This window comes from Pseudomonas sp. AC463 (genome assembly GCF_979253585.1).
In genome coordinates this window covers 45,322-72,083 of sequence record NZ_CEEDDZ010000024.1, presented here as the reverse complement: position 1 = coordinate 72,083, position 26,762 = coordinate 45,322, and the positions used below count along the sequence as shown (strand labels likewise).

Here is a 26,762-nt window from a genome sequence, read left to right as displayed (position 1 = left end):
GTTGAGTCACCGCCACGGTGATTCATTCAATCAGCGTATCGCCCGCACTGAAGCCCTGGACCTGGTGGGTTTATAGCGACTCCACTCGAGCAGACTGGACTCCCACGGCGCACGAACCTGCTGTTGGCGCCGATAGAAAGTCACGCGACCTGTCAGTTGCTGACGATGCCGATAAAGCCAGCGAAGTTCCGAGCTTGTGGCAGAGTACTCGTCCTTATCCAGCACCCGCTCCATGTCCAGGTCATCAAGCGCGAAATGCACATGGCGCATGCTCTGAGGGTCCGTCAGCGTCCTCAAGGCCGACTTACTGGCGCGGCTGACCAGCTTTTGCTGGAACTTGGTCAGGTTCACGCCTAAGTAGTCGTCAAAGGTGCGCTCAAATGAATAGTCGCCAGAGGACAGATCACTGACGAATTTCTTCGCGAAATCCCGGTTGGCGGTGGTCGAAGTACAGCCCGAATACTTCGACACAATAGCGCCATAGAACTGCTGTGCGACCTTCGAGCCTTGCCCACTCATCATTTGCTCATATTCGGACTCGCTGATCTTGCCGAGCTTGAAGCGAATGTTCGCGCTGACGCTTTTTTCCAACGCCGCAATTGCCGGCTCTATTTCCTCAACCCCGAAGTAGGCGGCCATCACGTCCCCACGTGCCGTCAGCTTCGACCAGAAGCTGCGGTAGATGCGCACGGTATTTGCCAAACCGAAAAGGATATCGCCGCGACTGGGTTGGAATTGCTCGGCAAACGTCGCTTGCGTGCCATCGGCATCCCTGAACCGCAAGGGGTTGCCCAACGCCATTGCATACTGATTCAAGCCGTCCACATCGCCCAATGGGTCCGGACTGATCCAGCGTTGCAGCCAAGGTGCGTAATACCGCGCTCCGTAGTAATACAACCCTGTCGCGTCGCGCTCCTTACCCGCGTAGCGGCGAAGCTTATAGTTGGCCCGCTGCGTACCGTTGGTAGCCCACCACGCCGTTGTGCCATAAGGATAATAATGCTCCTGGCTCAGCAACTGCGCGTGTTCGTCCAGCGCCAGTAAATGGCTATTGAGGTGATCGAGGATGCTGAATTGCAACTGCTCGGCACTCGCATCAGTGGGCCGACCATGCTCCCATTGCAACACCGTGACGCGCCCGCCGCCCGCCTCAATCTCCAGCACGCTCAAACGCTTGCCGGGTTGTATTTGCAGGTGCAAACCCGGTAAGTAGCACGTCTGTCGTGCATAGGATTTCCCGGCGACCTGCTGGCTGGTGACCTTGACAGCCCGCTGGCCCTGACCGTCGTAGAGGTAACTTTCCCCATCAGGATCACCCTGCTCACGCTGTACCTGGGTCGCGTGGGTGAGTTGATTGCGCACGTTCCAGCCTAACTGTTGGCCGTCGCCCAGCATTTGCTGATTACCGTTGGCATCAAACGTCGTTACCCATTGGCCCGGCGCGCCGTCAGCGAATGACACGGCACGATTGCTACCCGCAGCCACACTCATGTCCCGGGTATAACCTGTTCCACTACTCGGCACATGCCGTAGGCGCGTCAAGTTGCCATGCTCATCGTAGGTGTAATGCTGGGTGTAATTGCGCCAGAGCCCGCTGTCGATCGCACCGAACGTCACCCGCCCCGGGGCCTCGCGACCACCGCTGTGGCCGGCATTTTCCCGACCGCTGGCCTGGGTCAGCTGGTACAGACTGTCATATTGGTAACGACTGACCGCATCAATGCGAGCATTGCTGTGCCATTGAGTCGGCTGGGCCTGGTCGCTGAGGCTGAGGATGTTTCCTACCGGGTCGTACTCGTATGCAAGGTCCTGTAAAGGCTTGGTGGCCTCGCCCTGGCGATACACCGTCAGCTGCAACAACCGATTATCCTCAGCCGCGTATTTCGCCAGCCTGATGACACCGTTGCCCATCCGCTCGGACTCCGCCAGACCGCTGGCGTTGTAAACGCGCTGGTCCATCAACACCTGACGCGCTCGGTCCTTGAGGGTCAGCGCGACCTCCTTCAGCCAGCCTTGCTGCCCATAGCGCCAATGCCGGCGATTGCCCTTTGCGTCTACCTGCTCCAGCAGCGCCCCCAGGGCATCATAGTGCCAGGCCGTGACATGGGCTTTGGACTCCAACTGCTCGGCTTGTGTGTCATCACTCGGTGGCCAGTCAACTGGCACAGTATCGATACGAAACCGTCGAGTCTGCTTGATGACGCTCCCACCGACCCCGTACTCATCCATCACCACCACACCGGCCGGGTCTGCATGGCGGACCAGCCGACCACAGCGGTTACCGGCCGCCGCCGCAGGCTCGGCTGCCGCATAGGTCAGGCGCTCGACACAACGCGGCCGCGACTCCTGCGCAGTTTGTTCAAATACTGCCACCGGGCGAAGTAGACGGTCGTAGCGCTGTTCCTGATGGGCTTGACGCGAATCCCAGGTGTGCAACGCCTGCCCCGCTTCGCCGCGTAACACCAGGCGCCAGCCGGCATCGGCGCTCTCGGTGCGTACGGCCTCGCCCGACAGACTGTAAATGTTCGACTGCGACACCACACCCGCAGCGCCGCGCGCGAATTGCCGCGGGTCCCACTGGCTGAGCAAAAAACCATTGGCCCCAAAAACCTTTCGGGTAACCCGTGCCTGCGGAGTCTGCGTCACGCTCTGGCGATGATATTGAACAGTACGCACGACCAGTCCGCGAGGGTCCATGGCCCTCAAGGCAGGTGTATTTCGATGCACAGAATTAGACATAAACTCATGACCTGATTAGCTAAGGTCAAAAAAGTCTAGGCAGGCGCTCAGTGGAATGGGGGGTATTGCGGCGGTGTTTTATGTGTCTAATTGCAGTAGCGCAAGGGGCGCACCTGCGAGCGCGAACGTGTCGCGCCCGCAGGCCTCAAGCCGAGCTTAATGCCCGCCCGCACAGGTTGGCGAAGCGGGTGCCGCGCCGACCTGCTGCCACTCCTCGGGAGTGTAGGTGTGCAGCGCCAGCGCATGAAACTCGCTCATCAGGTCACCCAGGGTGGCGTAGACCTTCTGGTGGCGCTTGACGCGGTTAAGCCCCTCGAACTGCTGGCTGACCAGCACGGCCTTGAAGTGGGTCTGCAACCCACGGCTGTGCATATGGCTTTCGTCCAGCACGCTCAAGTGGTCCGGGGCCAGGGCGCCGAGCGCCGTTTCGATACGCTGTTGCATGGTCATTCCTGCTTACTTCTTCTTGGCCGGTGCGGCGGCTTTTGGCGTCAGCTCGTTGGTCATGTCTTCCAACAGCTTGTTCACCACCGGCACGGCGCTTTCCAGCTTGGCCTGGGTCATCTGGGCCGATTGCTGGGTCAGTTGCGGCATTTTTTCCAGGACTTTCTTGCCCAGTGGCGACTGGTAGAACGCAACCAGGTCCTTGAGCTCGGATTCGCTGAAGTTGGTGGTGTAGAGCTTGACCATGTCCGGTTTCAGCTTCGGCCAGCCGATGGCCTGGTCGAGAGCGGCGTTGGCCTTGGCCTGGTAGCTGTCGAGTACCGACTGCTTGGCGGCCGGCGCCTTGGTCTGTTCGAAACGCTGGGCGAACATTTGCTGCACTTGCATGTACACCGGGGTACCCAGCTTGTCGGCATGGGCCAGGGTAAGGAAGGCTTCGGCACTGGCGTTGTGGCTGGCGGTATCGGCAAGAACCTGGCCGCTGGCGCAAACCAGAGCAACCGCGGTACAGATGGCACGAAGACGAGTCATCGAGTTTCCTTTCTAGCAGGCGAGGTAAAACCCCAAGGGCGACCATTCTGCGCCTAAAAAACCTTATGGCTCAACCCCGGGCCTTGTCAGGCAGCAATTGCCCGATGAAAAGTCTTTTAGGGAACCCCCAAGGTCCAGCAAGGCCTAAACTGCGCAAACGAACCTGAAGGAGTGTGCCCGATGAGCCGTATCGAAACCGACAGCCTGGGTGATGTAGAAGTCCCGGATGACGCTTACTGGGGCGCCCAGACCCAACGTTCACTGGTGAATTTCGCCATCGGCGAACAGCGCATGCCCCTGGCGGTGTTGCACGCCCTGGCCCTGATCAAGAAGGCCGCCGCGCGGGTCAACGACCGCAACGGCGACCTGCCCGCCGACATCGCCCGCCTGATCGAACAGGCCGCCGACGAAGTGCTGGCCGGCCAACATGACAACCAGTTCCCCCTGGTGGTCTGGCAGACCGGCAGCGGCACCCAAAGCAACATGAACGCCAACGAAGTGATCGCCGGCCGCGCCAACGAACTGTCAGGCAAACCCCGTGGCGGCAAGAGCCCGGTGCATCCCAACGACCATGTGAACCGCTCCCAAAGTTCGAACGACTGCTTCCCCACGGCCATGAGCATCGCCGCCGTGCAAGCGGTAAACCAGCAGTTGCTGCCGGCGATCGCCAACCTGTCCGGCGGCCTGGCCGAATTGGCCGCGCGCCATATGAAACTGGTGAAGACCGGCCGCACGCACATGATGGACGCCACGCCGATCACCTTCGGCCAGGAGCTGTCGGCGTTTATCGCCCAACTCGATTACGCCGAACGCGCACTGCGCAGCGCCCTGCCCGCCGTGTGCGAACTGGCCCAGGGCGGTACCGCCGTGGGCACCGGGCTCAACTCGCCGCATGGTTTCGGCGAGGCGATAGCCTCCGAGCTGGCGGCGCTGTCGGGCCTGCCCTTCGTCACCGCACCGAACAAATTCGCCGCCCTCTCCGGCCACGAGCCGCTGGTGACCCTGCACGGCGCCCTGAAGACCCTGGCCGTGGCCCTGATGAAACTCGCTAACGACCTGCGCCTGCTGGGCTCCGGCCCACGCGCCGGGCTGGCCGAAGTGAAACTGCCGGCCAACGAGCCTGGCAGCTCGATCATGCCCGGCAAGGTCAACCCGACCCAGTGCGAAGCCCTGTCCATGCTGGCCTGCCAGGTGCTGGGCAACGACGTGACCATCGGCATCGCCGCCAGCCAAGGCCACTTGCAGCTGAACGTCTACAAGCCGGTGATCATCCACAACCTGCTCGAATCCATCCGCCTGCTCGCCGACGGCTGCAACAACTTCCAGGAACACTGCATAGCCGGCCTCGAACCCGACGCCGAACAAATGGCCGAACACTTGGAACGCGGCCTGATGCTGGTAACTGCACTCAACCCCCATATCGGCTACGACAAATCCGCACAAATCGCCAAAAAGGCCTACGCCGAAGGGCTGACGCTACGCGAAGCCGCACTGGACCTGGGCTACCTGACGGACGAAGAATTCGACCAATGGGTACGCCCGGAAAACATGTTGGAAGCCGGGCATTAAGAGGCTGTTGATCTGCTTGTGATCTGCTTTTGATCTGCTTGTGATCTGCTTGTGATCTGTTTTTGATTTTGATCTCAGGCGCCCCGTTAAACACGCTGGCCGCACGCAGGCTTGAATCCGTGGGTAACCCGGCAGGACGCCGGGTTAGCCGCGCTGGGCCAAGGATGGCCCATCGCGGCGGCCCACGGATTCAAGCCTGCGTGCGGGCACACCGAGCCTAGGCGAGGTGCCGAGTGTTGGGGCGAGGACCTTTTGGTTACTTTTGGGTCCTTCCAAAAGTGACCCGCTGTAAGAGCGGAACCATAGGCAGCCGTTACCGCAGCAACGGATATGTACACCGTAAGACCGCTATCGGGAGCAAGCCCCCTCCCACATTTAGACCGAAGCACATCAGGTAAACCTAGGAGGCCATGCGCAAGCGCCGGGCCTTGAGACCGGCGAGCAACGACGGCGCCAACGCCACGGTCGCCGACCCCAACACCACCACCAACGCCCCCACATACCCCAACACATTAATCTCCTCAGCCTGCACAAACTCCGGCCACAACCACGCCGCCAACGCCACCGCCACAAACGTCACCAACGGCGTCAACGCCAACGTCGCACTCACCCGCGACGCCTCCCAATGCGCCAACGCCTCCGCAAACGCACCATACGCCACCAACGTATTCATACAACACGCCAGCAACAACCAGCCCTGCAACGGGCTCAACTGCAGCGCTTCCAGAGGATGCGCCCAAGGCGTGAGCAGCAACGCGCAGGTCAGATAAATCACCATCATCACCTGCAACGAATTCCACACCGTCAGCAATTGCTTCTGACCCAGGGCGTAAAACACCCAGATCGAGGTCGCGAGCAGGATGGTCAGCACCCCGGCGGTGTAGGCGCCCATGGACGTGAGCAACTCATCCAGACGCTGGTTGAAAAACAGGCCAAACCCAACGATCAACACCAACAACCCCAGCACCTGGCCGCGACTGAAGCGCTCCTTGAACACAAACACGCTGGCGACCATCAAGAAGATTGGCCCCATCTGCACCACCAGTTGGGCAGTGCCAGGGCTGAGCATTTTCAAACCGACCAGGTACAACACATAGTTGCCCACCAACCCGCACACAGCCATCGCCACCAGCCAACCGCCCCTGGGGCCGAGCACTTTACGGCTGGGTAGACGTTTGGTGAGCGCCAAATAGATGAACAGGCAACCGCCGGCCACGGTCAGACGAAACCAGGTGACGGTGATCGGGTCCATCACCTGCAACACCTGTTTGAGCTTGATCGGCAGAATGCCCCAGAGAAACGCGGTCAGCAGGGTCAAGCCAAAGCCATAGACCCAGCGGCCGGAAGAGATGTGCATGAGTGCCCCAAATGCCAGAGGAAGTGGAGCGGCATTCTAGGGGCAAGTCACGGGATTGGGCTACGCTGGGATTCAAATGTGGGAGGGGGCTTGCCCCCTCCCACATTAATCAGCGCACGGCTTCGAAGAGGCCGGTGGCACCCATGCCGCCGCCGACACACATGGTGACGATGCCGTAACGCAGATTGCGCCGCTGCAACTCACGCACCAAATGCCCGACCTGCCGCGAGCCAGTCATGCCAAACGGGTGGCCGATGGAGATCGAACCGCCGTTGACGTTGTACTTGGCATTGTCGATTTCCAGGCGATTGCGCGCATACAGACACTGGGACGCGAACGCCTCGTTGAGTTCCCACAGGTCGATATCCGCCACCTGCAAACCCTTGGCCTTGAGCAACTTGGGCACCGAGAACACCGGGCCGATGCCCATTTCGTCCGGCTCGCAACCGGCCACGGTAAAACCACGGAAAAACGCCTTGGGCTTGAGCCCCAGTTCCAGGGCTTTTTCCAGGCTCATCACCAGGGTCATCGAGGCGCCGTCGGACAGTTGCGAGGAGTTGCCCGCCGTTACCGAGCCGTCTTCGGCAAACACCGGCTTCAAGCCCTGCAGGCTGGCCAGGGTGGTGTCGGGGCGGTTGCAGTCGTCGCGGTCGACCACGCCTTCGAGGATCTGCACCGCGCCGGTGTTCTTATCCTCGACCTTGTACTTGACCGCCATCGGCACGATTTCATCGTCGAACAGGCCATCGGCCTGCGCCTGGGCGGTGCGCTGCTGGCTTTGCAGGGCGTAGAGGTCTTGTTCTTCACGGCTGACGTTGTAGCGGCGCGCGACGATTTCGGCGGTCTGGCCCATGGGGAAGTAGATGCCCGGCACGTGCTCTTTCAGCAGCGGGTTGATCAGGTTGTCGGTGTTGACGCTTTTCATGGTCAGGCTGATGGACTCGACGCCGCCGGCAACGATAATGTCGCTGCACCCCGACGCAATCTGGTTGGCGGCGATCGCAATCGCCTGCAGGCCCGACGAGCAGAAGCGGTTGAGGGTCATGCCGGCCGTGCCGGTGCCCAATTGCGAGAGCACCGCCACATTGCGCCCGATGTTGTAGCCCTGGGCGCCTTCGTTGGAGCCGGCGCCGACGATGCAATCCTCGACACTGGCCGGGTCGATACCGTTGCGGGTCAACAGCGCGTTGACGCAATGGGCTGCCATGTCATCCGGGCGGGTCTGGTTGAACTTGCCGCGAAAGGACTTGGCCAGGCCGGTTCGCACACTGTCGACGATCACTACTTCACGCATGGGCTACCTCGATCTTGTCGTTGTTGGGAGATGGATCGAGGATAGATCCAGGCCCGCCCGACCGCGACGATCATTCATCCGGCGTATGCAAAAGCATGGCGAGCAGGAGCTATTTCTTTTTCTTCTTGTCGTGCTTGTCGGACTTGTCGAACGCCTCCTCCAACGCGCGGTTGATGGTGCGCAACACCTTGACCCGTGCCCAACGCTTGTCGTTGGCTTCCACCAACGTCCAGGGCGACACCTCGGTGCTGGTGCGGTCGACCATGTCGCCGACGGCGGCGCGGTAGTCGTCCCATTTGTCGCGGTTGCGCCAGTCGTCTTCGGTGATCTTGAAGCGCTTGAAGGGGATGTTCTCGCGAGCCTGAAAGCGTTCCAGCTGGGTCTGTTTGTCGATGGCCAGCCAGAACTTGACCACGATCACGCCCGCGTCACGCAGTTGCTCTTCAAAGTCGTTGATCTCGCCATAGGCGCGCATCCAGTCGGCCGGGGTGCAGAAGCCTTCGATGCGCTCCACCAGCACGCGGCCGTACCACGAGCGGTCGAACACCGTGAACATGCCGCGCGCGGGGATTTTCTGCCAGAACCGCCACAGGTAGGGCTGGGCGCGTTCGTCTTCGCTCGGCGCGGCAATCGGCACGATATGGTACTGGCGCGGGTCCAGCGCGGCGGCCACGCGGCGGATCGCCCCGCCCTTGCCCGCCGCGTCGTTGCCTTCGAATACCGTGACCAGCGCGTGCTTGCGCATGCGCTTGTCGCGCATCAGCCCGGAGAAGCGCGCCTGCTCGGTGATCAGCTGTTCTTCATAATCGTCCTTGTCCAGGCGCAGGGTCAGGTCCAGGCTGTCGAGCAGGCTCTTCTTGTCCACCGAGGCGATCAGCGGCGCCGGGTTCATGCCGCTGGGCTTGCCCTTGGGCAACTTCAGCGCGTTTTGCAGGCTTTCAAGCAGGATCTTGCCCACGGTCAGGCTGCGGTAATGCGCGTCCACCCCTTCGATCACATGCCACGGCGCGTAGTCGCGGCTGGTACGGCGCAGGATGCGCTCACCGAAATGCACAAACTTGTCGTAGGTCTCGGACTGTTGCCAATCCAGTGGGCTGATGCGCCAGCTGTGCAGCGGGTCATCGGCCAGGGCCTTGAGACGTGCCTTCATTTGCTTCTTGGAGAGGTGAAACCAGAACTTGAAGATCAGCGCGCCTTCGTCGCAGAGCATCTTCTCCAGGCGTTCGGCACCGGCGATGGCCTGGTCCAGGCGCGCGTCCTTGATCTGCCCGTGCACCCGGCTTTGCAGCATCTGGCTGTACCAGTTGCCGAAAAATATGCCCATGCGGCCCTTGGCTGGCAGCTGGCGCCAGTAGCGCCAGGCCGGTGGCCGGGCCAGTTCTTCGTCGGTCTGCTGGTCGAAGGTGCGCACCTCGATCAGGCGCGGGTCCATCCATTCATTCAGCAGCTTGACGGTTTCGCCCTTGCCCGCGCCCTCGATGCCATTGATCAGGATGATCACCGGGAAGCGTTTCTGCTGTTGCAGCTCGTACTGCACCTCCAGCAGGGCTTCGCGCAGGGCCGGCACTTCGGCGTCATAGGTGTCTTTGTCGATGGCGTGACCGATTTCGGCGGATTCGAACATGGGCAGCTCCGTTTCAAGATGGATCAAGACTAGCGGATTGGGCAACAACACGCGGGAGGAAATTCCACCCGCGCTTGCCATGGGTCAATTCAATCGCGGTTGATCGGCTAGAATGGCCGCCTTGTGTTTACCGAGCCGCCCATGAACCCCATCTCCCACGCCCAGCTCGACTGGGACGACCAAGGCCGCCCGCACTCGCGGGTCTTCGATGACGTGTACTTCTCCGACCAGTCGGGCCTGGAAGAAACCCGCTACGTGTTCCTTGAGCAGAACCGTTTGCAGGAACGTTTTGCCGCGCTGGCGGACGGCGGACGGCTGGTGATCGGCGAGACCGGCTTTGGCACCGGGCTGAATTTCCTGTGTGCCTGGCAGTTGTTCGAGCAGCACGCGGTCAAAGGTGCGCGCCTGCACTTTGTCAGCGTGGAGAAATACCCGCTGAGCCACGCCGACCTGCAGCGCGCCCTGGCCCTGTGGCCGGAACTGAAGCCGTTGGCCGAACAGTTGCTGGCCCAGTACATTGCTATCCACCAGGGCTTCCAGCGCCTGGTGCTGGATAACGGCCGTGTGACCCTGACCCTGTTGATCGGCGATGCCCTGGAACAACTGCCGCAACTGGATGCGCAAATCGATGCGTGGTTTCTCGACGGTTTCGCCCCGGCAAAAAACCCCGACATGTGGACCGCCGAGCTGTTCGCCGAACTGGCGCGGCTGGCGGCGCCGGGCTCGACCATCAGCACCTTCACCAGCACCGGCTGGGTGCGCCGGCTGATCAACGCGGCCGGCTTCAAGATGAAGCGCACGCCGGGCATCGGGCATAAATGGGAAATCCTGCGTGGCGAGTTCCTTGGCTGGCCGGCTGAAACACCTGAGCCGGCCGTCAGCAAACCCTGGTTCGCGCGCCCTGCCCCACTGGCCGGTCCGCGCCATGCCATGGTGATCGGCGGCGGCCTGGCCGGTTGTGCCACGGCCGCCAGCCTGGCAGCGCGCGGCTGGCAGGTCAGCCTGCTGGAACGTCACGGCGCATTGGCCCAGGAAGCTTCCGGCAACCCGCAAGGGGTGCTGTACCTCAAGCTGTCAGCCCACGGCACGGCGCTGTCCCAGCTGATACTGAGCGGCTTCGGGCACACCCGACGCCTGCTTGAACACTTGCACCGAGGCGTCGACTGGGATGGCTGCGGCGTGCTGCAACTGGCGTTCAACGCCAAGGAGGCCGAGCGCCAGGCGCAGTTGGCCGAGGCGTTCGCGCCGGGCCTGCTGCACCTGCTTGAGCGTGAACCGGCGCAGCGCCAGGCCGGCATTGCGCTGGAGCACGGCGGGCTGTTTTACCCCGAAGGCGGCTGGGTACACCCGCCGGCATTGTGCGAATGGCAGGCCACGCACCCGCGAATCACGGTGCTGCAACACCATGAAGCCCTGGAGTTGCAGCGGGTCGACGGCCAGTGGCAGGCCCACTGTCGCGACGGCCTGCTGGTCAGCGCGAGCGTGGTGGTGCTGGCCGGCGCCGCCGAGGTAAAACGCTTCCCCTTCAGCGCCGACCTGCCGCTCAAGCGCATTCGCGGGCAAATCACCAAGCTTGCGCAAACCGCGCAAAGCCAGGCGCTGGCTACCGTGGTGTGCGCCGAGGGCTATGTGGCCCCGGCCCGCCTGGGGGAGCACACCCTCGGCGCCAGCTTCGACTTCAAGAGCGACGACCTCACGCCCACCGCCGCCGAGCACGCCGGCAACCTCGATATGCTGCGCGAGATTTCCCCCGACCTGGCCCAGCGCCTGGGCGCCGACCATATGGCCCCCGAACAGCTCGAAGGCCGCGCCGCCTTCCGCTGCACCAGCCCCGACTACCTGCCCATCGTCGGGCCGCTGGCCGAGCGCGGCGCTTTCGATGAGGCCTATGCGGCGCTGCGCAAGGATGCCCGCCAGGCGCCGGACGTGGCCTGCCCCTGGCTGGACGGTTTATACGTTAACAGCGGCCACGGCTCGCGAGGGCTGATTACTGCCCCCTTGTGTGCAGAACTGCTGGCTGCATGGCTGGAGAATGAGCCGTTGCCATTACCCAGGAGCGTGGTCGAAGCCTGCCATCCATTGCGATTTGCAGTGCGCACGTTGATTCGCGGCAAGGGCTAGATCGGGCACTGCAGCGTCAGCGGTTTATCCGCATCCTCCAGCGCTGTGCGGGTCAGGCGTTCCACCAGTTGCTCGCGGGCTTGCTGATGGTCGGTCTGCAGCTCGAGCGCCTGGGCCAGGTAGGTGCCGGCGGCAACGTCCAGCGCGTTGTATCGGGCGTCGAAGGCGTGGCTGACGCGGGTGAATTCGGCAGCGAACTGACGCTTGAGGTACTCCAGCCAAAACCCCTGGCGTGCCAGGAATCGCCCCAGATCGGAGCTCAATTCCCGCGAGGTGACTTGCACGATCGCCTCGGCCAGGTCCTCCTGGCTCACACCACCGACGTCACGGTAGGTGATGCTTTCCGGCTGCCCCGGCAGGTCCAGGGTCTTGGCCAACCCGCTGCGGTACACCAGGCGCACGGCGAGTTGGTCGGCAATGTTTTTACGGCGGCTGAAGACGTCGGAAATACTGTCTACTTGCTCCAGGCGAAACAGCCCACGCCCCAGTTTGAGCAGAATCGCGACACTGGGCCGGGTCACGCCGGCTTCTTTCATGGCCTTGTCGAGCATCACCGTGACTTCCATTTCACTGAAGCTGTAGGCCGCCGCGTCCACGCAATTGGGCTCGCCCCGCGCCAGGTTGAATAACAACTCGCGCAGTTCGTTGTCCTTGATGGCCGCGTCCATCACCTGCCACACCCGCCGGATCAGGTCTTGGCGCACCTGCTTGTATTGCGGGGTATCGACCATCTGCCGCAGCACGCCGAAAAAATCCCCGGAGCGCCAGTCATCCTTGAGCAACTCCCATTTGGCCCGGCGCTCGAGATACACATCGGCGGTCTCTCCTTCAAGCCAGGCCTGGCTCGAGCGCAGTTCACTCAGCAGGGCGATGTCGTCGTCCTGCACGCCCATGCCCACGCCTGTGCGGCGGCGATATTCGTCGAGGTCCTGGCGGCCCTGCAGCGAGATCGGGTTGAGCCGCAGGTTGATTTTTTCGGTCACCGCGACGGGGGCGGTGAACAGCTGCGAGGGTAATTCGACAATGAGGTTTTCCCGCAGGTTGGCGTCTTCCAGGTGCAAGCGCGTGAGCAACCCCTCGGGCAATTCCCGGGCGCGGGTGTCGCGCAGGTTGAGGTGCTGCAACTGGTCCATCTGCTCGACCGACGGCGTTTCACCCAACGGGTTACTGCTCAAATCCAGGGCGCGCAGACCACGCATGGCTTGCAACTTTCTGGTGGTGGCGTCGGTAAGGTTGAGCCGGTTGTGTGCCAGGCTCAGGCGCTCAAGCGCCGGCATGTGGGACAGCACTTCGGGCAACCAGGTGAGCTGGTTGTTGTCCAGTTCCAGTGCGCGCAGCCCTTTGAACGCCTTGAGGAAATACGCGACATCGGTGTCCAGCTGCATGTTTTTCAGGGACAGCCGCTGCACATGGCCAAAGTCGATATCTTCCGGCAACGTCGGCAGTTTGCCGACGCGCATGTCGTCCAGGCTCAGGCCATACACCGAGGTACGCTGTGCATCCTTCAACCGGGTCTGGTGGCGCCAGGCACTGCGCAAACGGTCGGCCACTTGTTGACGGCTATGGCGATAGTCCTCGAGGCGGCCGGAGAGCTTGCGCATGTCCGCATCCTGTTGCACCCAGGCCTTGAGCAGTGCTTGCAGCTTGGCCAGTTGCTGTTCGCGTTGGCGCACGGCAGTGGCCCGCGACACATCGTCATCGCCCAGGCTCTCGAGCAGTTCGCGGGCCTGTGGCTCGGTGAAGTAGGGGTACAGGCCGATGACCTTACGCACCAGGGTTCGCTGCGCACGTGTCAGCGGCGCCGGCGGCACAGGGTCGATAACCTGGCAGGCCCCGGTCGACGCGAGCGGTTCGGCAGGCACCTCGCTGCGCACCGTCAGCGCACGGTCGAGCAGCTGATAACGCAGGCGCTGGGCATCCGATACGCTGCTGCCGCCAATGTCCAACGCGGTGCGCATGCTGACGGGCAACGCCTGCAACGTCGCGCGATAGAACCCTTGCGGGCCGCTGAAGAGTTCGCCCAGGGCCCGCCCGTCGCGCTCAAAGGCCGTGTATTGCTCGGCGTTCCTGACCACGATGCGGGTGTGCGTGGTGATCGCATCGCCAACCCGTTCCAGCACCGGGCCATTGATCGCCCCGTCGCGCAGTTGCAACTGAAACCCCGACGGCCAACCCGGCAATTGCCGTAACAGGCGCAAGGAAAATCCATGGGCCTGGGCGTCTGCCAACTGCGGCAAATGAAAGCTGGCCGTAAGGCGCTCGTGCTGGATCTGCGCCAGCGCCTCGCGCGCCGACTGGGCCAGCGCCAACGGCACACGGCGCTCGTCGCGCAGGTGAATGCGGTCGACACTGCTGGCGTTGGCGATCACTTCTTCGGCGATCTTCGCGGGCAGGCCCGGCACCTGCTCGATCAGCCGCGCCTGCTCGGGCCCCGCGACCTGGTCATAGGCCGCGTAGAGCCGTTGATGCAGGGGTGTGCAGTCGGTTTTCAAGGTCTGCGCCAGGCGCCGTGCCAACGCCTCTTGCGGGGTTTCGCCGGAGGTGGCAGGCGCGTCGCCCATCAGCGCGTCGAGCTCATTCTGGTACACGCCGTCGGTCACGCCCAGCAGCACTTCACCTTCTTCCAGCCGATCATGGGTGATGGGCACGCTCAATTCATTGTCGATGCGCGCATCCGCCGGGAACGTTGCCGCGACGTGGCCTTCGGCGTCCAGCACCTCAAGGTAGCGCCCACGGGGCCAGCCCGGCATCAGCGGCAAGGCCTCCAGTTGCAGGGCGAGGTTTTCCCGGGTGAAGGGCTGGCGCTTTTCCAGGCGCCAGATCAAGTCCTGAATCTTCTGGTCCAGGCCGAACCGCTGGATGCTGTCCTGCACACTGCCCGGCAGCCCGAGGTTTTCCCGGCCCCACGCCTGCACCTGGGGCAGTTGCACATCACTGGCCTGACAGATCTGTTCCAGGCGTGCATCGCTCAGCACTGCAAGGCTCGGGTCGAGGCGGCGCAAACCATACAGGTTGGTGTTCCAGGATCCCGGCCGCTCATGAACCGAACGCCAGCCGCCGCCACCGTTATGCACCACCGGCGGTGAATAAGCCTGCAAGCGTCGCGGATGACGGATACGCCACTGCCCTTTGAGCGGGTCGAAACGTACGGCGTAGGCACGCTCGTCGATGCTGATCCACGGTTGGCCGTCATGCCAGGAGAACCCCTGGGCATCCGGTTTTTCAAGCGCGACCGGCTGTTCGTAAGGCTTGAGGCTGGGGCGCCACAACCGGGGTTGGCCATCCATGTTCTCAATCGCCTCGACGTCATCGAACGCCGCCGGATTGTCCCGAGCTACACGCCGCAGCGCGCCGACAATTTTGCCGCCGAGTGCAAACGCTGCCATGGAAGCCACCCCCTCCAGCACCGTACGCAGATGCGCGAACGCCCGGCTGCGGTCCTGATAGTGCCAATCCTGTACCCCTTCGTAAATTTCGCCAAGCATCTGCCCGACCGCCACGCCCAGCATCAACTGGCCGATCACCGGTACAAAAAAACCGGCGAGGTTGAGCAGGTCCAGGCCCAGCGACTCATAGTCCCGCCAGCGCTGGTCGCGCAGCGCCTGGTCGACATCCGCCGTGGGCACCGCCAGCACCCGGCTGTCCTTTTGCAGCTTGCCGACGGTGCTATTGAAGAAAAACTGAAACAACCCGGCGTTGATCGTCAGGGGTTTGATCAGCCCCAGGGATTTGCCTGGAGAAAACCGGTTGAAAAAATCCACCCGCGAGGCTTCATCCAGATAGCGCGCGAAAAACTGCGCATAACTTTTTACTTGCAGCTTCAAGGTCAGGTATTGCTGAAACGCCGCAAAGGTCGGGTATTCGAAGATCGGCCGATACGGCTCCCCCGGCATATAGACGATGCAGCGGGTTTGCGGCTGCGTGTCGATCGCCGCCAGGGCAAACACCACCACGCCCCACAGGCAGCACTCATGCACGTCCAGGCCATGGCAGAGCAGCGGGCGGTCATCCAGCGTCAGGCTGCCCAGCGTCGATTGGCTGAGGTTGGGCCCTGCCCGGGTAAGCCCCAATAACAGCTTGAACGCCGCCTCGCCGATGTCGCCGCGCATGTACGCCAGGTACACATCCGCCGCCATGTCATAGACTTTCAGTTGCTTGATCTGGCTGGCATCGGGGTTGTGCAGCCACTCATCAGCCAGCGGCAAAGCCTGGTTCAACCCTGCCTGCAAGTGCGCCTGGTAGCGGCGTCCCAGATCCAGCTCGCGGCAGAACCCGGCAAACGCCGGCACACTCAGTTCCGGCACCTGCGCCCCAGTGCCGCCCCGATGCACGGCGCTGTCTTTGGGGAACCGCTCCCCTTGCGCCTCTTGTTCGGAAAAATTCTGCATCGCCGCCTGCAGTAACACCCGGGTTTCGACGACGATCTTCGGCGCATGCGGGGAGATCGGCGAGGGGGCGGGGTCGAACCACGGCCAGGGCAGGTGCAGGTAATCGCGCCTCACGTCCAGGCTTACGCCAAAGCGGTTTTGCAGCCCCTGGGTCAGGGCTTGGGCGCAGAACTCATCGAGGTTTTTTATGCGCTGCAAAACGGCCTTGACCTTGGGTTCTTGAAGCCCGGCCAGCTCATGAAGCTTCTCCAGTTGCTCGACCAGTTCGGGTTTGGCGTTGAGCAGCCAGGCAGGGACCTGTTGTTGCAGCACATCGGCTTTATCCAGGTCGCCCGTCAGTTCCAGCAAGGTGGCCGATAGTTGCTGCGGAGTCAGTTGAACGGGGGCGGAATGGGGATCGGGCATCGGCAATATCCTTGTTGCGCAAAATGAAGCGCGCACCATAACCAGCCACCGCCGCCAGCCTCACATAACTATGTGGCACCGACGTGCGGGGCCCCAAGACGCCTGCTTATAACCGATTGATCTAAAACTCCGCCGATTCACCCGTGTCAGTTTCCGGGTAGCCGCCGTTTTGGCGCGGCTGTTTTTGCCCCCTCCCCAACGGAAAAACCGGTAAGGACTTTATGTGCGGATTAGCTGGCGAGTTACGCTTTGATCTCCAACCTGCAGACCTTGCAGCCGTGGAACGAATCACCCATCACCTCGCCCCTCGCGGCCCTGATGCGTGGGGCTTTCACGCCCAAGGGCCAATTGCCCTGGGCCATCGTCGCCTGAAAATCATGGACCTGTCGGACGGCTCCGCCCAGCCGATGGTCGACGCCCAACTGGGGCTGTCCCTGGCGTTCAACGGCGCGATCTACAACTTCCCGGAATTGCGTGAAGAGCTGGAAGCCCTGGGCTACGCCTTCTATTCGGGCGGTGACACCGAAGTGCTGCTCAAGGGTTATCACGCCTGGGGTGAGGCACTGCTGCCCAAGCTCAACGGCATGTTCGCGTTCGCCATCTGGGAACGTGACGCCAAGCGCCTGTTCATCGCCCGTGACCGCCTCGGCGTCAAGCCTCTGTACCTGTCGCGCACCGGGCAGCGCCTGCGCTTTGCGTCGGCATTGCCGGCGCTGCTCAAGGGCGGCGATATCAACCCGATCCTCGACCCGGTGGCGCTCAACCATTACCTGAATTTCCATGCTGTGGTACCCGCGCCGCGCACCTTGCTGGCCGGCATTGAAAAACTGCCGCCGGCCACCTGGATGCGCATCGACGCCGACGGCAGCACCGAGCAGAAAACCTGGTGGACCCTGCCCTACGGCCCGCATGACGATGAAAAACACCTGACGCTGGAAGACTGGACCGACCGCGTGCTCGACAGCACCCGCGAAGCCGTGGCAATTCGCCAACGTGCCGCCGTGGATGTCGGCGTGCTGCTGTCCGGCGGCGTCGATTCGAGCATGCTCGTCGGCCTGTTGCGCGAAGTGGGCGTGCAAGACCTGTCGACCTTCTCCATCGGCTTTGAAGACGCCGGGGGCGAAGCCGGCAACGAGTTCCAGTACTCGGACCTGATCGCCAAGCACTACGGCACGCAACACCATCAATTGCGCATCGCCGAAAGCGAGATCATCGAGCAACTGCCGGCGGCGTTCCGCGCCATGAGCGAGCCGATGGTCAGCCACGACTGCATCGCCTTCTACCTGCTGTCGCGGGAAGTGGCCAAGCATTGCAAGGTGGTGCAGAGCGGCCAGGGCGCCGACGAACTGTTCGCCGGTTACCACTGGTACCCGCAGGTGGACGGCGCCAGCGACCCGTATGCGGCCTACCGCGAGGCGTTTTTCGACCGCAGCTACGACGACTACGCCGCCACCGTCGCGCCGCAATGGCTGACCGCCAACGACGCCGCCGGTGACTTTGTGCGCGAACATTTCGCCATGCCCGGCGCCGAGGCGGCGGTGGACAAGGCCCTGCGCCTGGACAGCACGGTGATGCTGGTGGACGACCCGGTCAAACGCGTCGACAACATGACCATGGCCTGGGGCCTGGAAGCGCGCACGCCGTTTCTGGACTACCGCCTGGTGGAACTCTCGGCCCGCGTGCCGGGCAAGTTCAAGCTGCCCGACGGCGGCAAGCAAGTGCTTAAAGAGGCTGCGCGCCGGGTCATCCCCAGCGAAGTCATCGACCGCAAAAAGGGCTACTTCCCGGTGCCCGGCCTCAAGCATTTGCAAGGCGACACCTTGAACTGGGTGCGCGAGCTGCTGCTGGACCCGAGCCAGGACCGCGGCCTGTTCAACCCCGCCATGCTCGACCGCTTGCTCACCGACCCGCAAGGCCAATTGACCCCGCTGCGCGGCTCCAAGCTGTGGCAACTGGCGGCGCTGAACCTGTGGCTCAGCGAACAAGGAATCTGATTGATGAAACCCCACGCAGCGGCTTACAACCAACGCTTGCTCAAGGGCCAGGCGCCCTCCTACGAGCGCCTGCAAGCCCGACTGGCCGAAGATGGCAGCCCGCAAAATGCCGAACCGATTGCCGTGCATTGCGGCTGGGGGCGCTTGTTGATCGGGCATACCTTCCCCGACCCGTCGAGCCTGGCCCTGGAGCTGCTCAACGAGCAGGCCGGCGAACGCGATATCGCGCTGTACGTGGCCGCGCCCCAGCAGATCCTCGGGATCGACCCGCAGCAGCTGTTTCTGGACCCGTCCGACACCCTGCGCCTGTGGTTCACCGACTACCGCCCGGCCACCCGCGTGTTTCGCGGTTTTCGGATTCGCCGGGTGCAGACCGAGGCCGACTGGCTGGCGGTCAACCAGTTGTATCAGGGCCGTGGCATGTTGCCGGTCGACGCCGAACGCCTCACGCCGCGCCATCAAGGCGGCCCGGTGTACTGGCTGGCCGAGGATGAAGACAGCGGCGCGGTGATCGGCAGCGTGATGGGCCTCAACCATCAGAAAGCCTTCCACGACCCGGAAAACGGCTGCAGCCTGTGGTGCCTGGCGGTCGACCCGCAATGCACGCGCCCAGGCGTGGGCGAAGTGCTGGTGCGCCACCTGGTGGAGCACTTCATGAGCCGTGGCCTGAGCTACCTCGACCTGTCGGTGCTGCACGACAACCGCCAGGCCAAGAGCCTCTACGCCAAGCTCGGCTTCCGGGCGCTGACCACCTTTGCGATCAAGCGCAAGAACGGCATCAACCAGCCGCTGTTCCTCGGCCCGGGGCCGCAGGCGGGGTTCAACCCGTATGCGCGAATCATCGTCGAAGAAGCGCACCGCCGTGGCATTGATGTGCAGGTGGACGACGCCGACGCCGGGCTGTTCACCCTCAGCCATGGCGGGCGACGTGTGCGTTGCCGCGAGTCGCTGAGCGACCTGACCAGCGCCATCAGCATGACCCTGTGCCAGGACAAAAGCCTGACCCACAAGGTGTTGAAAGCCGCCGGCTTGAAACTGCCGTCGCAGCAATTGGCCGGCAGCGCCGATGACAACCTGGAGTTTCTCGACGAGCACCAGCGCATCGTCGTCAAGCCGCTGGACGGTGAACAGGGCCAGGGCGTGGCGGTGGACTTGCAGAGCATCGAAGAGGTGCAACAGGCGATTGAAGCGGCGCGCCAGTTCGACAGCCGCGTGCTGCTGGAAAGTTTCCATGAAGGCCTGGACCTGCGCATTCTGGTGATCGGTTTCGAGGTGGTCGCCGCTGCGATTCGCCGCCCCGCCGAAGTCACCGGCGACGGCCAGCATTCCATCGGCGCCCTGATCGAAGCCCAGAGCCGGCGGCGCCAGGCCGCTACGGATGGCGAAAGCAAAATCCCGGTCGACGGCGAAACCGAGCGCACCCTGGCCGCCGCCGGCTACGACTACAGCAGCATCCTGCCGCGTGGCCAAACCCTGGCCGTACGCCGCACCGCCAACCTGCACACCGGCGGTTGCCTGGAAGACGTCACCGCGATCCTGCACCCCACGCTGGTCGACGCCGCCGTGCGTGCAGCCCGCGCCCTGGACATCCCCATGGTCGGCCTGGACCTGATGGTGCCCGCCGCCGACCAACCCGAGTACGTGTTTATCGAAGCCAACGAACGCGCCGGCCTGGCCAACCATGAACCGCAACCGACTGCGGAGAAATTCGTGGATTTGTTGTTTCCCCATAGTCAGCCGACTGCTTGAGAAGTGTGTTGCCTGAGGCGCCGCTATCGGGGGCAAGTCGAATCGTCGCACCGCCCCTCCCACATTTAACTGCGATCAACCTGTGGGAGGGGGCTTGCCCCCGATGAGGCCCTCAAAAGCACCACAAAGTCACAATCCAACAGGAGTCCTTATGAGCCGAACCATCCCCGAACCGGATCTGAACTACCTGCAGAAAGTCCTGCTGGAAATGCTCGCCATTCCCAGCCCTACAGGCTTCACCGACACCATCGTGCGCTACGTCGCCGAGCGCCTCGAAGAACTCGGCATCCCGTTTGAAATGACCCGGCGCGGCACCATCCGCGCCACCCTCAAGGGCCAGAAAAACAGCCCCGACCGCGCCGTGTCCGCGCACCTCGATACCATCGGCGCCGCCGTGCGTGCAATCAAGGACAACGGCCGCCTGACCCTCGCCCCGGTGGGCTGCTGGTCGAGCCGGTTTGCCGAAGGCAGCCGCGTCAGCCTGTTCACCGACAACGGCGTGATCCGTGGCAGCGTGTTGCCGTTGATGGCCTCCGGGCACGCGTTCAACACCGCCGTGGATGAAATGCCGGTGAGCTGGGACCACGTGGAATTGCGCCTGGACGCCTACTGCGCGACCCGCGCCGACTGTGATTCCCTCGGCATCGGCATCGGCGACTACGTGGCCTTCGACCCGCTGCCCGAGTTCACCGAAAGCGGGCACATCAGCGCGCGCCACCTGGATGACAAGGCCGGTGTCGCCGCGCTGCTCGCCGCGCTCAAGGCCATTGTCGACAGCGGCGAACCCTTGCTGATCGACTGCCACCCGCTGTTCACCATCACCGAAGAAACCGGCAGCGGTGCGGCAGCCGCCCTGCCCTGGGATGTGAGTGAATTTGTCGGCATCGACATCGCCCCAGTCGCCCCCGGCCAACATTCCAGCGAGCATGCGGTGAGCGTGGCGATGCAGGATTCCGGCGGGCCGTATGACTATCACCTGTCGCGGCACCTGCTGCGCCTGGCGGCGGATAACGAACTGCCGGTGCGCCGCGACCTGTTCCGCTACTACTTCAGCGACGCCCACTCGGCGGTGACCGCCGGCCATGACATCCGCACTGCGCTGCTGGCGTTTGGTTGCGATGCGACCCACGGCTACGAGCGCACCCACATCGACAGCCTCGCTGCCCTGAGTCGCCTGCTCGGCGCCTATATCCTCAGCCCGCCGGTGTTCGCCAGCGATGCACAACCGGCCCAGGGGTCACTGGACCGCTTCAGCCATCAGATCGAGCACGAAACGCAGATGGAGAGCGACACCCGCGTGCCGTCGGTGGACAGCCTGGTGGGCAACAAATCCTGATACTGGCAACTGAGCGCCCGGCGCAGTAGCATCGCCGGGATTCTCTACTTGAGGCTTGTATGCTGATTCCCTACGACGCACTTGAAGTCGACACCCTGACCCGCCTCATCGAAGACTTCGTGACCCGCGACGGCACCGACAACGGCGACGACACGCCCCTGGAAACCCGCGTGCTGCGCGTTCGCCAGGCGCTGACCAAGGGCCAGGCGCTGATCGTGTTCGACCCCGAAAGCGAGCAGTGCCAGTTGATGCTCAAGCACGACGTGCCCAAGCATCTGTTCGACTGACCGTGTCGCTCAGGGGTTGGGAACTGCCACCGGATGGGTGGCAGGGCCCTGGCGCTGGAGGATTTTCTGGTAGACCTCGGCACGGTGCACGTGCACCCCGGCCGGCGCGACTACGCCGAACTTCACCTGGGTGCCGTTCAGTTCGAGGATATGCACGGCGATGTCATCGCCTATGGAGATGATTTCGCCTATAGCGCGGCTTAAGACCAGCATGGCAGTTGTCCTTTACGCAATGACAGGACCTCCACCCTGCGCGCTGGGCTGACACCCATCAATGCCGTGCGGTGAAATCAGGCAATGCCTACTTCCATAGGTAAATTGCCTTACAGACAGATCAGTTTTTAACGGCCTGCGCCTTGGCGCGCATCTTGTCCGCCATGCTGGTCATCTCGTCGTACAGCAACTGCGGATTTTTCTGCTTCAAGGCCCAGGCCATGCGCCCTTGCTCATGGGGCAGGATCATGAATTCCCCTTCCGCCACGCGCTGATAGATGTAATCGGCGATGTCCGCCGCCGAAATCGGCGAGCTTTCGAGCAACTTGCCGACTTGCGCCTTCATCGCCGGGGTCGGCCCACGGAATGAATCCAGCAGGTTGGTCTGGAAGAACGACGGGCAGACCACGTGCACCCCGACTTCCTGCTGCTTGAGCTCCACCAGCAAACTCTCCGACAACGCCACCACGCCAGCCTTGGCCACGTTGTAGTTGCTCATGGCCGGGCCCTGCATCAGCGCCGCCATGGAGGCGATGTTGATGATGCGCCCCTTGCTCTGTTCCAACAGCGGCAGGAACGCCTTGCAGCCCTTGACCACACCCATGAGGTTGATCGCGATCTGCCAGTCCCAATCCTCCAGGGACAGCTCGGCGAAGAACCCGCCCGAGGCCACGCCGGCGTTGTTGACGATCACATCGATGCCGCCCAGCTTGACCTCGCAGGCCTGGGCAAACGCGGTGAGCTGGCTGTAGTCGCGTACGTCACAGCGCTGGGTGAAACCATCGCCGCCAGCTTCGCGCACCAACCTCAGGGTTTCCTGCAAGCCCGGCTCGCTGACGTCCGACAAGGCCAACTGCCAACCCTCACGGGCCCAGCGCAGAGCGATTTCACGACCCAGGCCGGACCCGGCGCCAGTGATCATCATGCGATTTTGCATAAGAGGTAGCCTTGTGGTTCACAGAAGAAGTGACCGGCAGTGTAGCGAAGGTTTTTCCTGCACCCACGCACCATCAGAGTGATGAATGCCCCAGGCAAACCGCAGGCCGGGTCGGATGCGCGCCTATAGCCTAAGTTCAATCTTTTTCAACTAAGTTGAAGGGTTTGCGAACGCATTAAAAGAAATAAGCCTGTTTGCGAAATGCTTTAAAAAAACACGGAATTTTTTACCCGGCCGTACAGTCGGAGTTGTTAAGGCGTGCGCAATTAATGAGCGGCCGCTAACGTTAAACCATCAGTCCTTGCACAAGGCCTATAAGGAAATAAAACCATGAGCCTCATTCTGATTATCATCCTGATCCTGCTGCTGGTCGGCGGTCTTCCAGTGTTCCCGCACTCGCGCAACTGGGGTTACGGCCCGTCGGGTATCCTCGGTGTTGTACTGGTGGTACTGCTGGTCCTGTTGTTGCTCGGTCGGATATAACCGACGCATAAAAAAAGAGGCCTTATAGGCCTCTTTTTTATTGCCGGTTAATTAGTCCGGCTTGCCGTTTACAACGCCGGCGGTGTTATCCAACAGGCTCTTGGTAGCCGTCTGCAGGAACGACTCGAGTTTCTGCTTCAACGCGGCTTCGTCCGGCGATTCTGGAATCACTTTACCGGTCGGGTTGGCGCCCAGTTCGTATTCCCACAACTTCGGTGGCATTTCCTTGGGCAATACCAGGATGCGGTCTGCGGTAACCAGCGCAACGGTCTGGTCGCTGCCCGACGGCTTGATTACGCCAAAGCCTTTGTCGCCTTCCGGCAGGTTCAGCAGGTCGCGGCCCCAGCACTGGTGGAGGGTATCGCCACCGAGGCGGCCCATGATGGTCGGCACGATGTCGATCTGCGTACCCACGGTGTGGTCCCGCTCGCCGAACTTCTCCTGCATGCCCGGCGCAATCATCAGCATCGGCACGTTGAAGCGGCCCAGGTCCATCTCGGTGATCTGCTGTTCGTTGCCGAAGCCGTGGTCGCCCACGATCACGAACAGGGTTTCCTTGAAGTACGGTTCCTTGCGGGCCTTTTCAAAGAACTGGCCCAAGGCCCAGTCGGAGTAGCGCATGGCCGTCAAATGCTCGTTGAGGCTGCCACGGTCGGTGACTTTCTCGACCGGCAATGGCGTCGGCAACGCATACGGCGTGTGGTTGGACAGGGTTTGCAGCAGGGCGTAGAACGGCTTGCCGCCTTCGCGGGCTTTCAACTCTTCCAGGCCACGGTTGAACATGTCCTGGTCGGACACGCCCCACGTCGGGTCGGAGAACACCGGGTCGACGAAATCGTTACGGCCGATGAAGTTGGTCATGCCCTGGTTGCTGAAGAAGCCCGACTGGTTGTCCCAGGCGAAGTCGCCGTTGTAGACATACACGTCGTTGAAATCACGCGCGCTGAGCAGCTGCGGCAGGCCCGACAGCTTGTGGCTGCCTTCCGGAGTCTGCATCAGGTATTCGAAGCCCGGCAGGTTCGGGAAGCAGGCCATGGTGGCAAACATACCCTGGTGGGTGTGGGTGCCGTTGGAGAAGAAGCGATCGAACAGCAAGCCTTCCTTGGACAGTTTGTCGAAGGAAGGCGTGATGTTGCCCGGGCGGCCCAATGCACCGACCGAGTGACCGGCGAAGCTTTCCATCAGGATGACCACGACGTTCTTGATCGGCAGCGTCTTCTCGGCCGGTGGCGTGTAGTCACGGCGCACGGCGGCGATATCGGTGTCCACCAGCTTCTCTTGCGGCAACACCAGCATGTCGCGCACGGTCTGGGTGGCCAGCGGTTGGTCGAGAGTGGCTTTCCAGACGTTCGAACGGTCTTCACCGAAGCGCGCCTTGGCCGCGCCGATCAACGACAAGGTGCCATTGAGGCCCAGCTGGTTGGCGAAGTTGGAGTCGGTGGTGTACACGTCACCCCAACGCAGCGGCGGGCCCTGGCGCAGGGTGCCACGCGCGGCAACCACGGCGATCAGCAGGCAGACCACGAATACCGCGATGCGGCTGTACCACGGCGCAACCTGGCGCGTGCCGATGCTGCCGCCGCTGAACGGGCCACGCGGGCGGGTGGCGCGGTCGGCGCCTTTGAACGCGATGCTCAGGATCAGCGTACCCACGGCCCAGGCCAGCAGGTAGCGAACCACCGGGAAACCGTACCAGAGCATGCTCATCACGGTTTTCGGGTCTTCCTTCACGTACTGGAACACCAGGCCGTTGAGGCGCTGGTGGAACTCGCGGTAGAAGTCCATTTCCATCAGGCCCAGGAACAGGGCGATGCTGGACGCAATGGTCAGCCAGAACCGGAAGAAGCCACGCGCGGCCATGGCCCGTACGCTGAACAGTGCCAGCAGCAGCGGGATCAGCAGGTACACCACCAGGCGGATATCCAGGCGCAGGCCATTGGCGAACGCTTCCAGGAAGGTCGAGGCCGGCGTGTCGAGGATCATCTCGCGGTTGTACACCAGCAGCGCCAGGCGCAGCAGGGAGAACATCACCATCATGACCAGTGCGCAGAGCAGCGTGTACGCCAGATGGGATTTGACGGTCGGTTGCAGCAGGCGATTAGAAGCTCGCTGCTGACTCAGGGCGTCCGGGTTTGCCATGTCGTTTCAGGACCCATTGGAAGTTTAAGTGACGAAAAATCGCGGTGGCGCGAATGGTGCCCGATCAGTCACAGCAAGGCTATTAATTACTGAACGAGCACCGCTGCACCGCCTTTAATGGCAGGCAGGTATAGCCGGCGAATTGTCTTGGATGGGATGTGAAAATTATGTGCAGCGAATATTTCGATACACAAATCCCCCAGACACCTGAAAACCAAATGTGGGAGGGGGCTTGCCCCCGATAGCGGTGTGTCAGTGCCAGATGAGTGGCTGATACACCGCTATCGGGGGCAAGCCCCCTCCCACATTTACTGTGTCTACTCCAGGCTGGATCAGATCCGCACGTTACCGCGCGGCCCGGCGATCGCCCAGATGATCAGGCCCAGCACCGGCAGCAACAGGATCAGCAGGATCCACAACACCTTGGCGCCCGTGCTGGCGCCACTTTTGAACACATTGATGATTGCCCAGATATCCAGCGCGAGGATGATCAGGCCGATCAAGCCGTTAAAGGTGGAACCCATGGTGTCGCTCCTAAGTGAGGGCATGCCCTTGTAGGATAGTCAGCCCTGGCCGGGGTTCCGTTTTATTTCAGACGTGGACCGCCACCTTCAGCGCTTCCAGCGAGGGTTCAGCCTTGATGCCGACTTCGGCGCACAGTTCCAGCACGCGCGGCAGGTCGTTGCCGTAGACCAGCACGGCCTGGATCTCGTCATCCAGCAACTGGCTGAAGTTGAGCAGCACGTAGCCGCCGTCTTCCGGGCTCAGGGCGCTCATCTGGATCTGGATGCGATTGAGCGCGGTGAGGTCTTCGGTCTTGGCCAGTTGCTTGGGCTTGAGGTTGAACGCCACGCCCGGGCCGAACGAGGCGACGATCTGCGCGAACAGATCGCCATAGGTGTCGGCCTGGAACAGCACCGTCTCCGGCAGGCTGCCGACTACCACCCACTCGCCCAGCGGGATCGGGAAGCTGTCGTCGTAGTTGATATCCGGGTTGGCCGCCAGAAACGCTGCCGGGTCGGCGTAGGCCTGGGCGGCTTCTTCGGCGATGCGCGCCACCTCGTCTGCGCCCATGACCCCGGCGCTGATTTTGCTGATAAGTTCGACGAGGGCAGTTTTCATGGGGTGATCCTGTAGCGGGCTGGTTTTTGA

19 protein-coding genes are annotated in these 26,762 nt (G+C 62.5%); 7 read left to right on the top strand and 12 right to left on the bottom strand.

All coding sequences use genetic code 11. The annotated features are described in order from the left end of the window. Positions 1 to 30 precede the first annotated feature (30 nt). From AC0IYH_RS25105 to AC0IYH_RS25095, 3 genes are all read right to left on the bottom strand, one after another. Entirely contained in the window at positions 31 to 2,676 is a 2,646-nt protein-coding gene (locus AC0IYH_RS25105) for an RHS repeat-associated core domain-containing protein (RefSeq protein ID WP_471836744.1), read from the bottom strand. 219 nt (positions 2,677 to 2,895) lie between these two features. Continuing rightward, the gene (locus tag AC0IYH_RS25100; protein ID WP_116626291.1) at positions 2,896 to 3,189 is read right to left on the bottom strand and encodes a BolA family protein; all 294 of its coding nucleotides are present in this window, start codon (positions 3,187 to 3,189) and stop codon (positions 2,896 to 2,898) included. Between the two features lie 6 nt (positions 3,190 to 3,195). Next, entirely contained in the window at positions 3,196 to 3,714 is a 519-nt protein-coding gene (locus tag AC0IYH_RS25095; protein WP_058424992.1) for a DUF2059 domain-containing protein, read from the bottom strand. A gap of 180 nt (positions 3,715 to 3,894) precedes the next feature. Here AC0IYH_RS25095 and AC0IYH_RS25090 point away from each other — a divergent pair, with 180 nt between their 5' ends. After that, positions 3,895 to 5,283: a class II fumarate hydratase gene (locus tag AC0IYH_RS25090; protein ID WP_116626290.1), complete on the top strand. Its 1,389-nt coding sequence runs from the start codon at positions 3,895 to 3,897 to the stop codon at positions 5,281 to 5,283. Between the two features lie 400 nt (positions 5,284 to 5,683). Here the strand turns inward: AC0IYH_RS25090 and AC0IYH_RS25085 are convergent, their stop codons facing one another. The 3 genes from AC0IYH_RS25085 to pap all read right to left on the bottom strand — a co-directional run bounded on the left by AC0IYH_RS25085 (position 5,684) and on the right by pap (position 9,558). After that, positions 5,684 to 6,640: a DMT family transporter gene (locus AC0IYH_RS25085; protein ID WP_116626288.1), complete on the bottom strand. Its 957-nt coding sequence runs from the start codon at positions 6,638 to 6,640 to the stop codon at positions 5,684 to 5,686. Between the two features lie 109 nt (positions 6,641 to 6,749). Beyond that, complete coding sequence (locus AC0IYH_RS25080) at positions 6,750 to 7,934, bottom strand: thiolase family protein (RefSeq protein WP_471836742.1); 1,185 nt, start codon at positions 7,932 to 7,934, stop codon at positions 6,750 to 6,752. A 109-nt stretch (positions 7,935 to 8,043) separates the two neighbouring features. Then, positions 8,044 to 9,558, bottom strand: coding sequence for a polyphosphate:AMP phosphotransferase (pap, locus tag AC0IYH_RS25075; protein WP_122773444.1), 1,515 nt, complete (start codon positions 9,556 to 9,558; stop codon positions 8,044 to 8,046). Between the two features lie 141 nt (positions 9,559 to 9,699). Here pap and mnmC point away from each other — a divergent pair, with 141 nt between their 5' ends. After that, positions 9,700 to 11,679 carry a bifunctional tRNA (5-methylaminomethyl-2-thiouridine)(34)-methyltransferase MnmC2/FAD-dependent 5-carboxymethylaminomethyl-2-thiouridine(34) oxidoreductase MnmC1 gene (gene mnmC / locus AC0IYH_RS25070; RefSeq protein WP_471836740.1) on the top strand — a complete coding sequence of 660 codons (1,980 nt, stop codon included), beginning with the start codon at positions 9,700 to 9,702 and terminating at the stop codon, positions 11,677 to 11,679. Here the strand turns inward: mnmC and AC0IYH_RS25065 are convergent. Further along, positions 11,676 to 16,472 (bottom strand): NEL-type E3 ubiquitin ligase domain-containing protein, encoded by a 4,797-nt coding sequence (locus tag AC0IYH_RS25065; RefSeq protein WP_471836738.1) that lies wholly within the window; start codon positions 16,470 to 16,472, stop codon positions 11,676 to 11,678. The genes mnmC and AC0IYH_RS25065 overlap by 4 nt on opposite strands. A gap of 221 nt (positions 16,473 to 16,693) precedes the next feature. On the opposite strand from AC0IYH_RS25065, the gene AC0IYH_RS25060 reads away from it, so the two are divergent. The 4 genes from AC0IYH_RS25060 to AC0IYH_RS25045 all read left to right on the top strand — a co-directional run bounded on the left by AC0IYH_RS25060 (position 16,694) and on the right by AC0IYH_RS25045 (position 21,838). Further along, positions 16,694 to 18,466 carry an N-acetylglutaminylglutamine amidotransferase gene (locus AC0IYH_RS25060; protein ID WP_471836736.1) on the top strand — a complete coding sequence of 591 codons (1,773 nt, stop codon included), beginning with the start codon at positions 16,694 to 16,696 and terminating at the stop codon, positions 18,464 to 18,466. A 3-nt stretch (positions 18,467 to 18,469) separates the two neighbouring features. Further along, complete coding sequence (gene ngg, locus AC0IYH_RS25055) at positions 18,470 to 20,215, top strand: N-acetylglutaminylglutamine synthetase (protein ID WP_471836734.1); 1,746 nt, start codon at positions 18,470 to 18,472, stop codon at positions 20,213 to 20,215. 151 nt (positions 20,216 to 20,366) lie between these two features. Continuing rightward, the gene (locus AC0IYH_RS25050; protein ID WP_471836732.1) at positions 20,367 to 21,551 is read left to right on the top strand and encodes an osmoprotectant NAGGN system M42 family peptidase; all 1,185 of its coding nucleotides are present in this window, start codon (positions 20,367 to 20,369) and stop codon (positions 21,549 to 21,551) included. Positions 21,552 to 21,610: 59 nt separating this feature from the next. Then, entirely contained in the window at positions 21,611 to 21,838 is a 228-nt protein-coding gene (locus tag AC0IYH_RS25045; RefSeq protein ID WP_003192759.1) for a YheU family protein, read from the top strand. A gap of 9 nt (positions 21,839 to 21,847) precedes the next feature. On the opposite strand, the gene csrA is transcribed toward AC0IYH_RS25045, so the two are convergent. Both csrA and AC0IYH_RS25035 read right to left on the bottom strand, forming a co-directional pair. After that, the gene (gene csrA, locus AC0IYH_RS25040) at positions 21,848 to 22,051 is read right to left on the bottom strand and encodes a carbon storage regulator CsrA (RefSeq protein ID WP_122773449.1); all 204 of its coding nucleotides are present in this window, start codon (positions 22,049 to 22,051) and stop codon (positions 21,848 to 21,850) included. A gap of 121 nt (positions 22,052 to 22,172) precedes the next feature. Beyond that, positions 22,173 to 22,988, bottom strand: coding sequence for an SDR family oxidoreductase (locus tag AC0IYH_RS25035; RefSeq protein WP_122773450.1), 816 nt, complete (start codon positions 22,986 to 22,988; stop codon positions 22,173 to 22,175). A gap of 330 nt (positions 22,989 to 23,318) precedes the next feature. On the opposite strand from AC0IYH_RS25035, the gene AC0IYH_RS25030 reads away from it, so the two are divergent. Beyond that, the gene (locus AC0IYH_RS25030) at positions 23,319 to 23,471 is read left to right on the top strand and encodes a DUF3309 family protein (RefSeq protein ID WP_015885095.1); all 153 of its coding nucleotides are present in this window, start codon (positions 23,319 to 23,321) and stop codon (positions 23,469 to 23,471) included. Between the two features lie 51 nt (positions 23,472 to 23,522). Here AC0IYH_RS25030 and AC0IYH_RS25025 read toward each other — a convergent pair whose 3' ends face one another. From AC0IYH_RS25025 to AC0IYH_RS25015, 3 genes are all read right to left on the bottom strand, one after another. Beyond that, positions 23,523 to 25,610: an LTA synthase family protein gene (locus AC0IYH_RS25025; protein ID WP_471836729.1), complete on the bottom strand. Its 2,088-nt coding sequence runs from the start codon at positions 25,608 to 25,610 to the stop codon at positions 23,523 to 23,525. A gap of 332 nt (positions 25,611 to 25,942) precedes the next feature. Continuing rightward, positions 25,943 to 26,134: a PLDc N-terminal domain-containing protein gene (locus AC0IYH_RS25020; RefSeq protein ID WP_003172956.1), complete on the bottom strand. Its 192-nt coding sequence runs from the start codon at positions 26,132 to 26,134 to the stop codon at positions 25,943 to 25,945. A gap of 67 nt (positions 26,135 to 26,201) precedes the next feature. Continuing rightward, complete coding sequence (locus AC0IYH_RS25015; protein ID WP_122773452.1) at positions 26,202 to 26,732, bottom strand: hypothetical protein; 531 nt, start codon at positions 26,730 to 26,732, stop codon at positions 26,202 to 26,204. Between the last annotated feature and the right edge of the window lie 30 nt (positions 26,733 to 26,762).

Excerpts from the sequence above, each read along its gene's own strand:
- AC0IYH_RS25025 (WP_471836729.1), bottom strand. The coding sequence starts at position 25,610 with ATGGCAAACCCGGACGCCCTGAGTCAGCAGCGAGCTTCTAATCGCCTG.
- AC0IYH_RS25020 (WP_003172956.1), bottom strand. The coding sequence starts at position 26,134 with ATGGGTTCCACCTTTAACGGCTTGATCGGCCTGATCATCCTCGCGCTG.
- AC0IYH_RS25090 (WP_116626290.1), top strand. The coding sequence starts at position 3,895 with ATGAGCCGTATCGAAACCGACAGCCTGGGTGATGTAGAAGTCCCGGAT.
- AC0IYH_RS25100 (WP_116626291.1), bottom strand. The coding sequence starts at position 3,189 with ATGACCATGCAACAGCGTATCGAAACGGCGCTCGGCGCCCTGGCCCCG.
- mnmC (WP_471836740.1), top strand. The coding sequence starts at position 9,700 with ATGAACCCCATCTCCCACGCCCAGCTCGACTGGGACGACCAAGGCCGC.
- AC0IYH_RS25050 (WP_471836732.1), top strand. The coding sequence starts at position 20,367 with ATGAGCCGAACCATCCCCGAACCGGATCTGAACTACCTGCAGAAAGTC.
- AC0IYH_RS25065 (WP_471836738.1), bottom strand. The coding sequence starts at position 16,472 with ATGCCCGATCCCCATTCCGCCCCCGTTCAACTGACTCCGCAGCAACTA.
- AC0IYH_RS25060 (WP_471836736.1), top strand. The coding sequence starts at position 16,694 with ATGTGCGGATTAGCTGGCGAGTTACGCTTTGATCTCCAACCTGCAGAC.
- AC0IYH_RS25035 (WP_122773450.1), bottom strand. The coding sequence starts at position 22,988 with ATGCAAAATCGCATGATGATCACTGGCGCCGGGTCCGGCCTGGGTCGT.
- AC0IYH_RS25045 (WP_003192759.1), top strand. The coding sequence starts at position 21,611 with ATGCTGATTCCCTACGACGCACTTGAAGTCGACACCCTGACCCGCCTC.
- ngg (WP_471836734.1), top strand. The coding sequence starts at position 18,470 with ATGAAACCCCACGCAGCGGCTTACAACCAACGCTTGCTCAAGGGCCAG.
- csrA (WP_122773449.1), bottom strand. The coding sequence starts at position 22,051 with ATGCTGGTCTTAAGCCGCGCTATAGGCGAAATCATCTCCATAGGCGAT.
- AC0IYH_RS25095 (WP_058424992.1), bottom strand. The coding sequence starts at position 3,714 with ATGACTCGTCTTCGTGCCATCTGTACCGCGGTTGCTCTGGTTTGCGCC.
- AC0IYH_RS25080 (WP_471836742.1), bottom strand. The coding sequence starts at position 7,934 with ATGCGTGAAGTAGTGATCGTCGACAGTGTGCGAACCGGCCTGGCCAAG.
- pap (WP_122773444.1), bottom strand. The coding sequence starts at position 9,558 with ATGTTCGAATCCGCCGAAATCGGTCACGCCATCGACAAAGACACCTAT.
- AC0IYH_RS25015 (WP_122773452.1), bottom strand. The coding sequence starts at position 26,732 with ATGAAAACTGCCCTCGTCGAACTTATCAGCAAAATCAGCGCCGGGGTC.
- AC0IYH_RS25085 (WP_116626288.1), bottom strand. The coding sequence starts at position 6,640 with ATGCACATCTCTTCCGGCCGCTGGGTCTATGGCTTTGGCTTGACCCTG.
- AC0IYH_RS25030 (WP_015885095.1), top strand. The coding sequence starts at position 23,319 with ATGAGCCTCATTCTGATTATCATCCTGATCCTGCTGCTGGTCGGCGGT.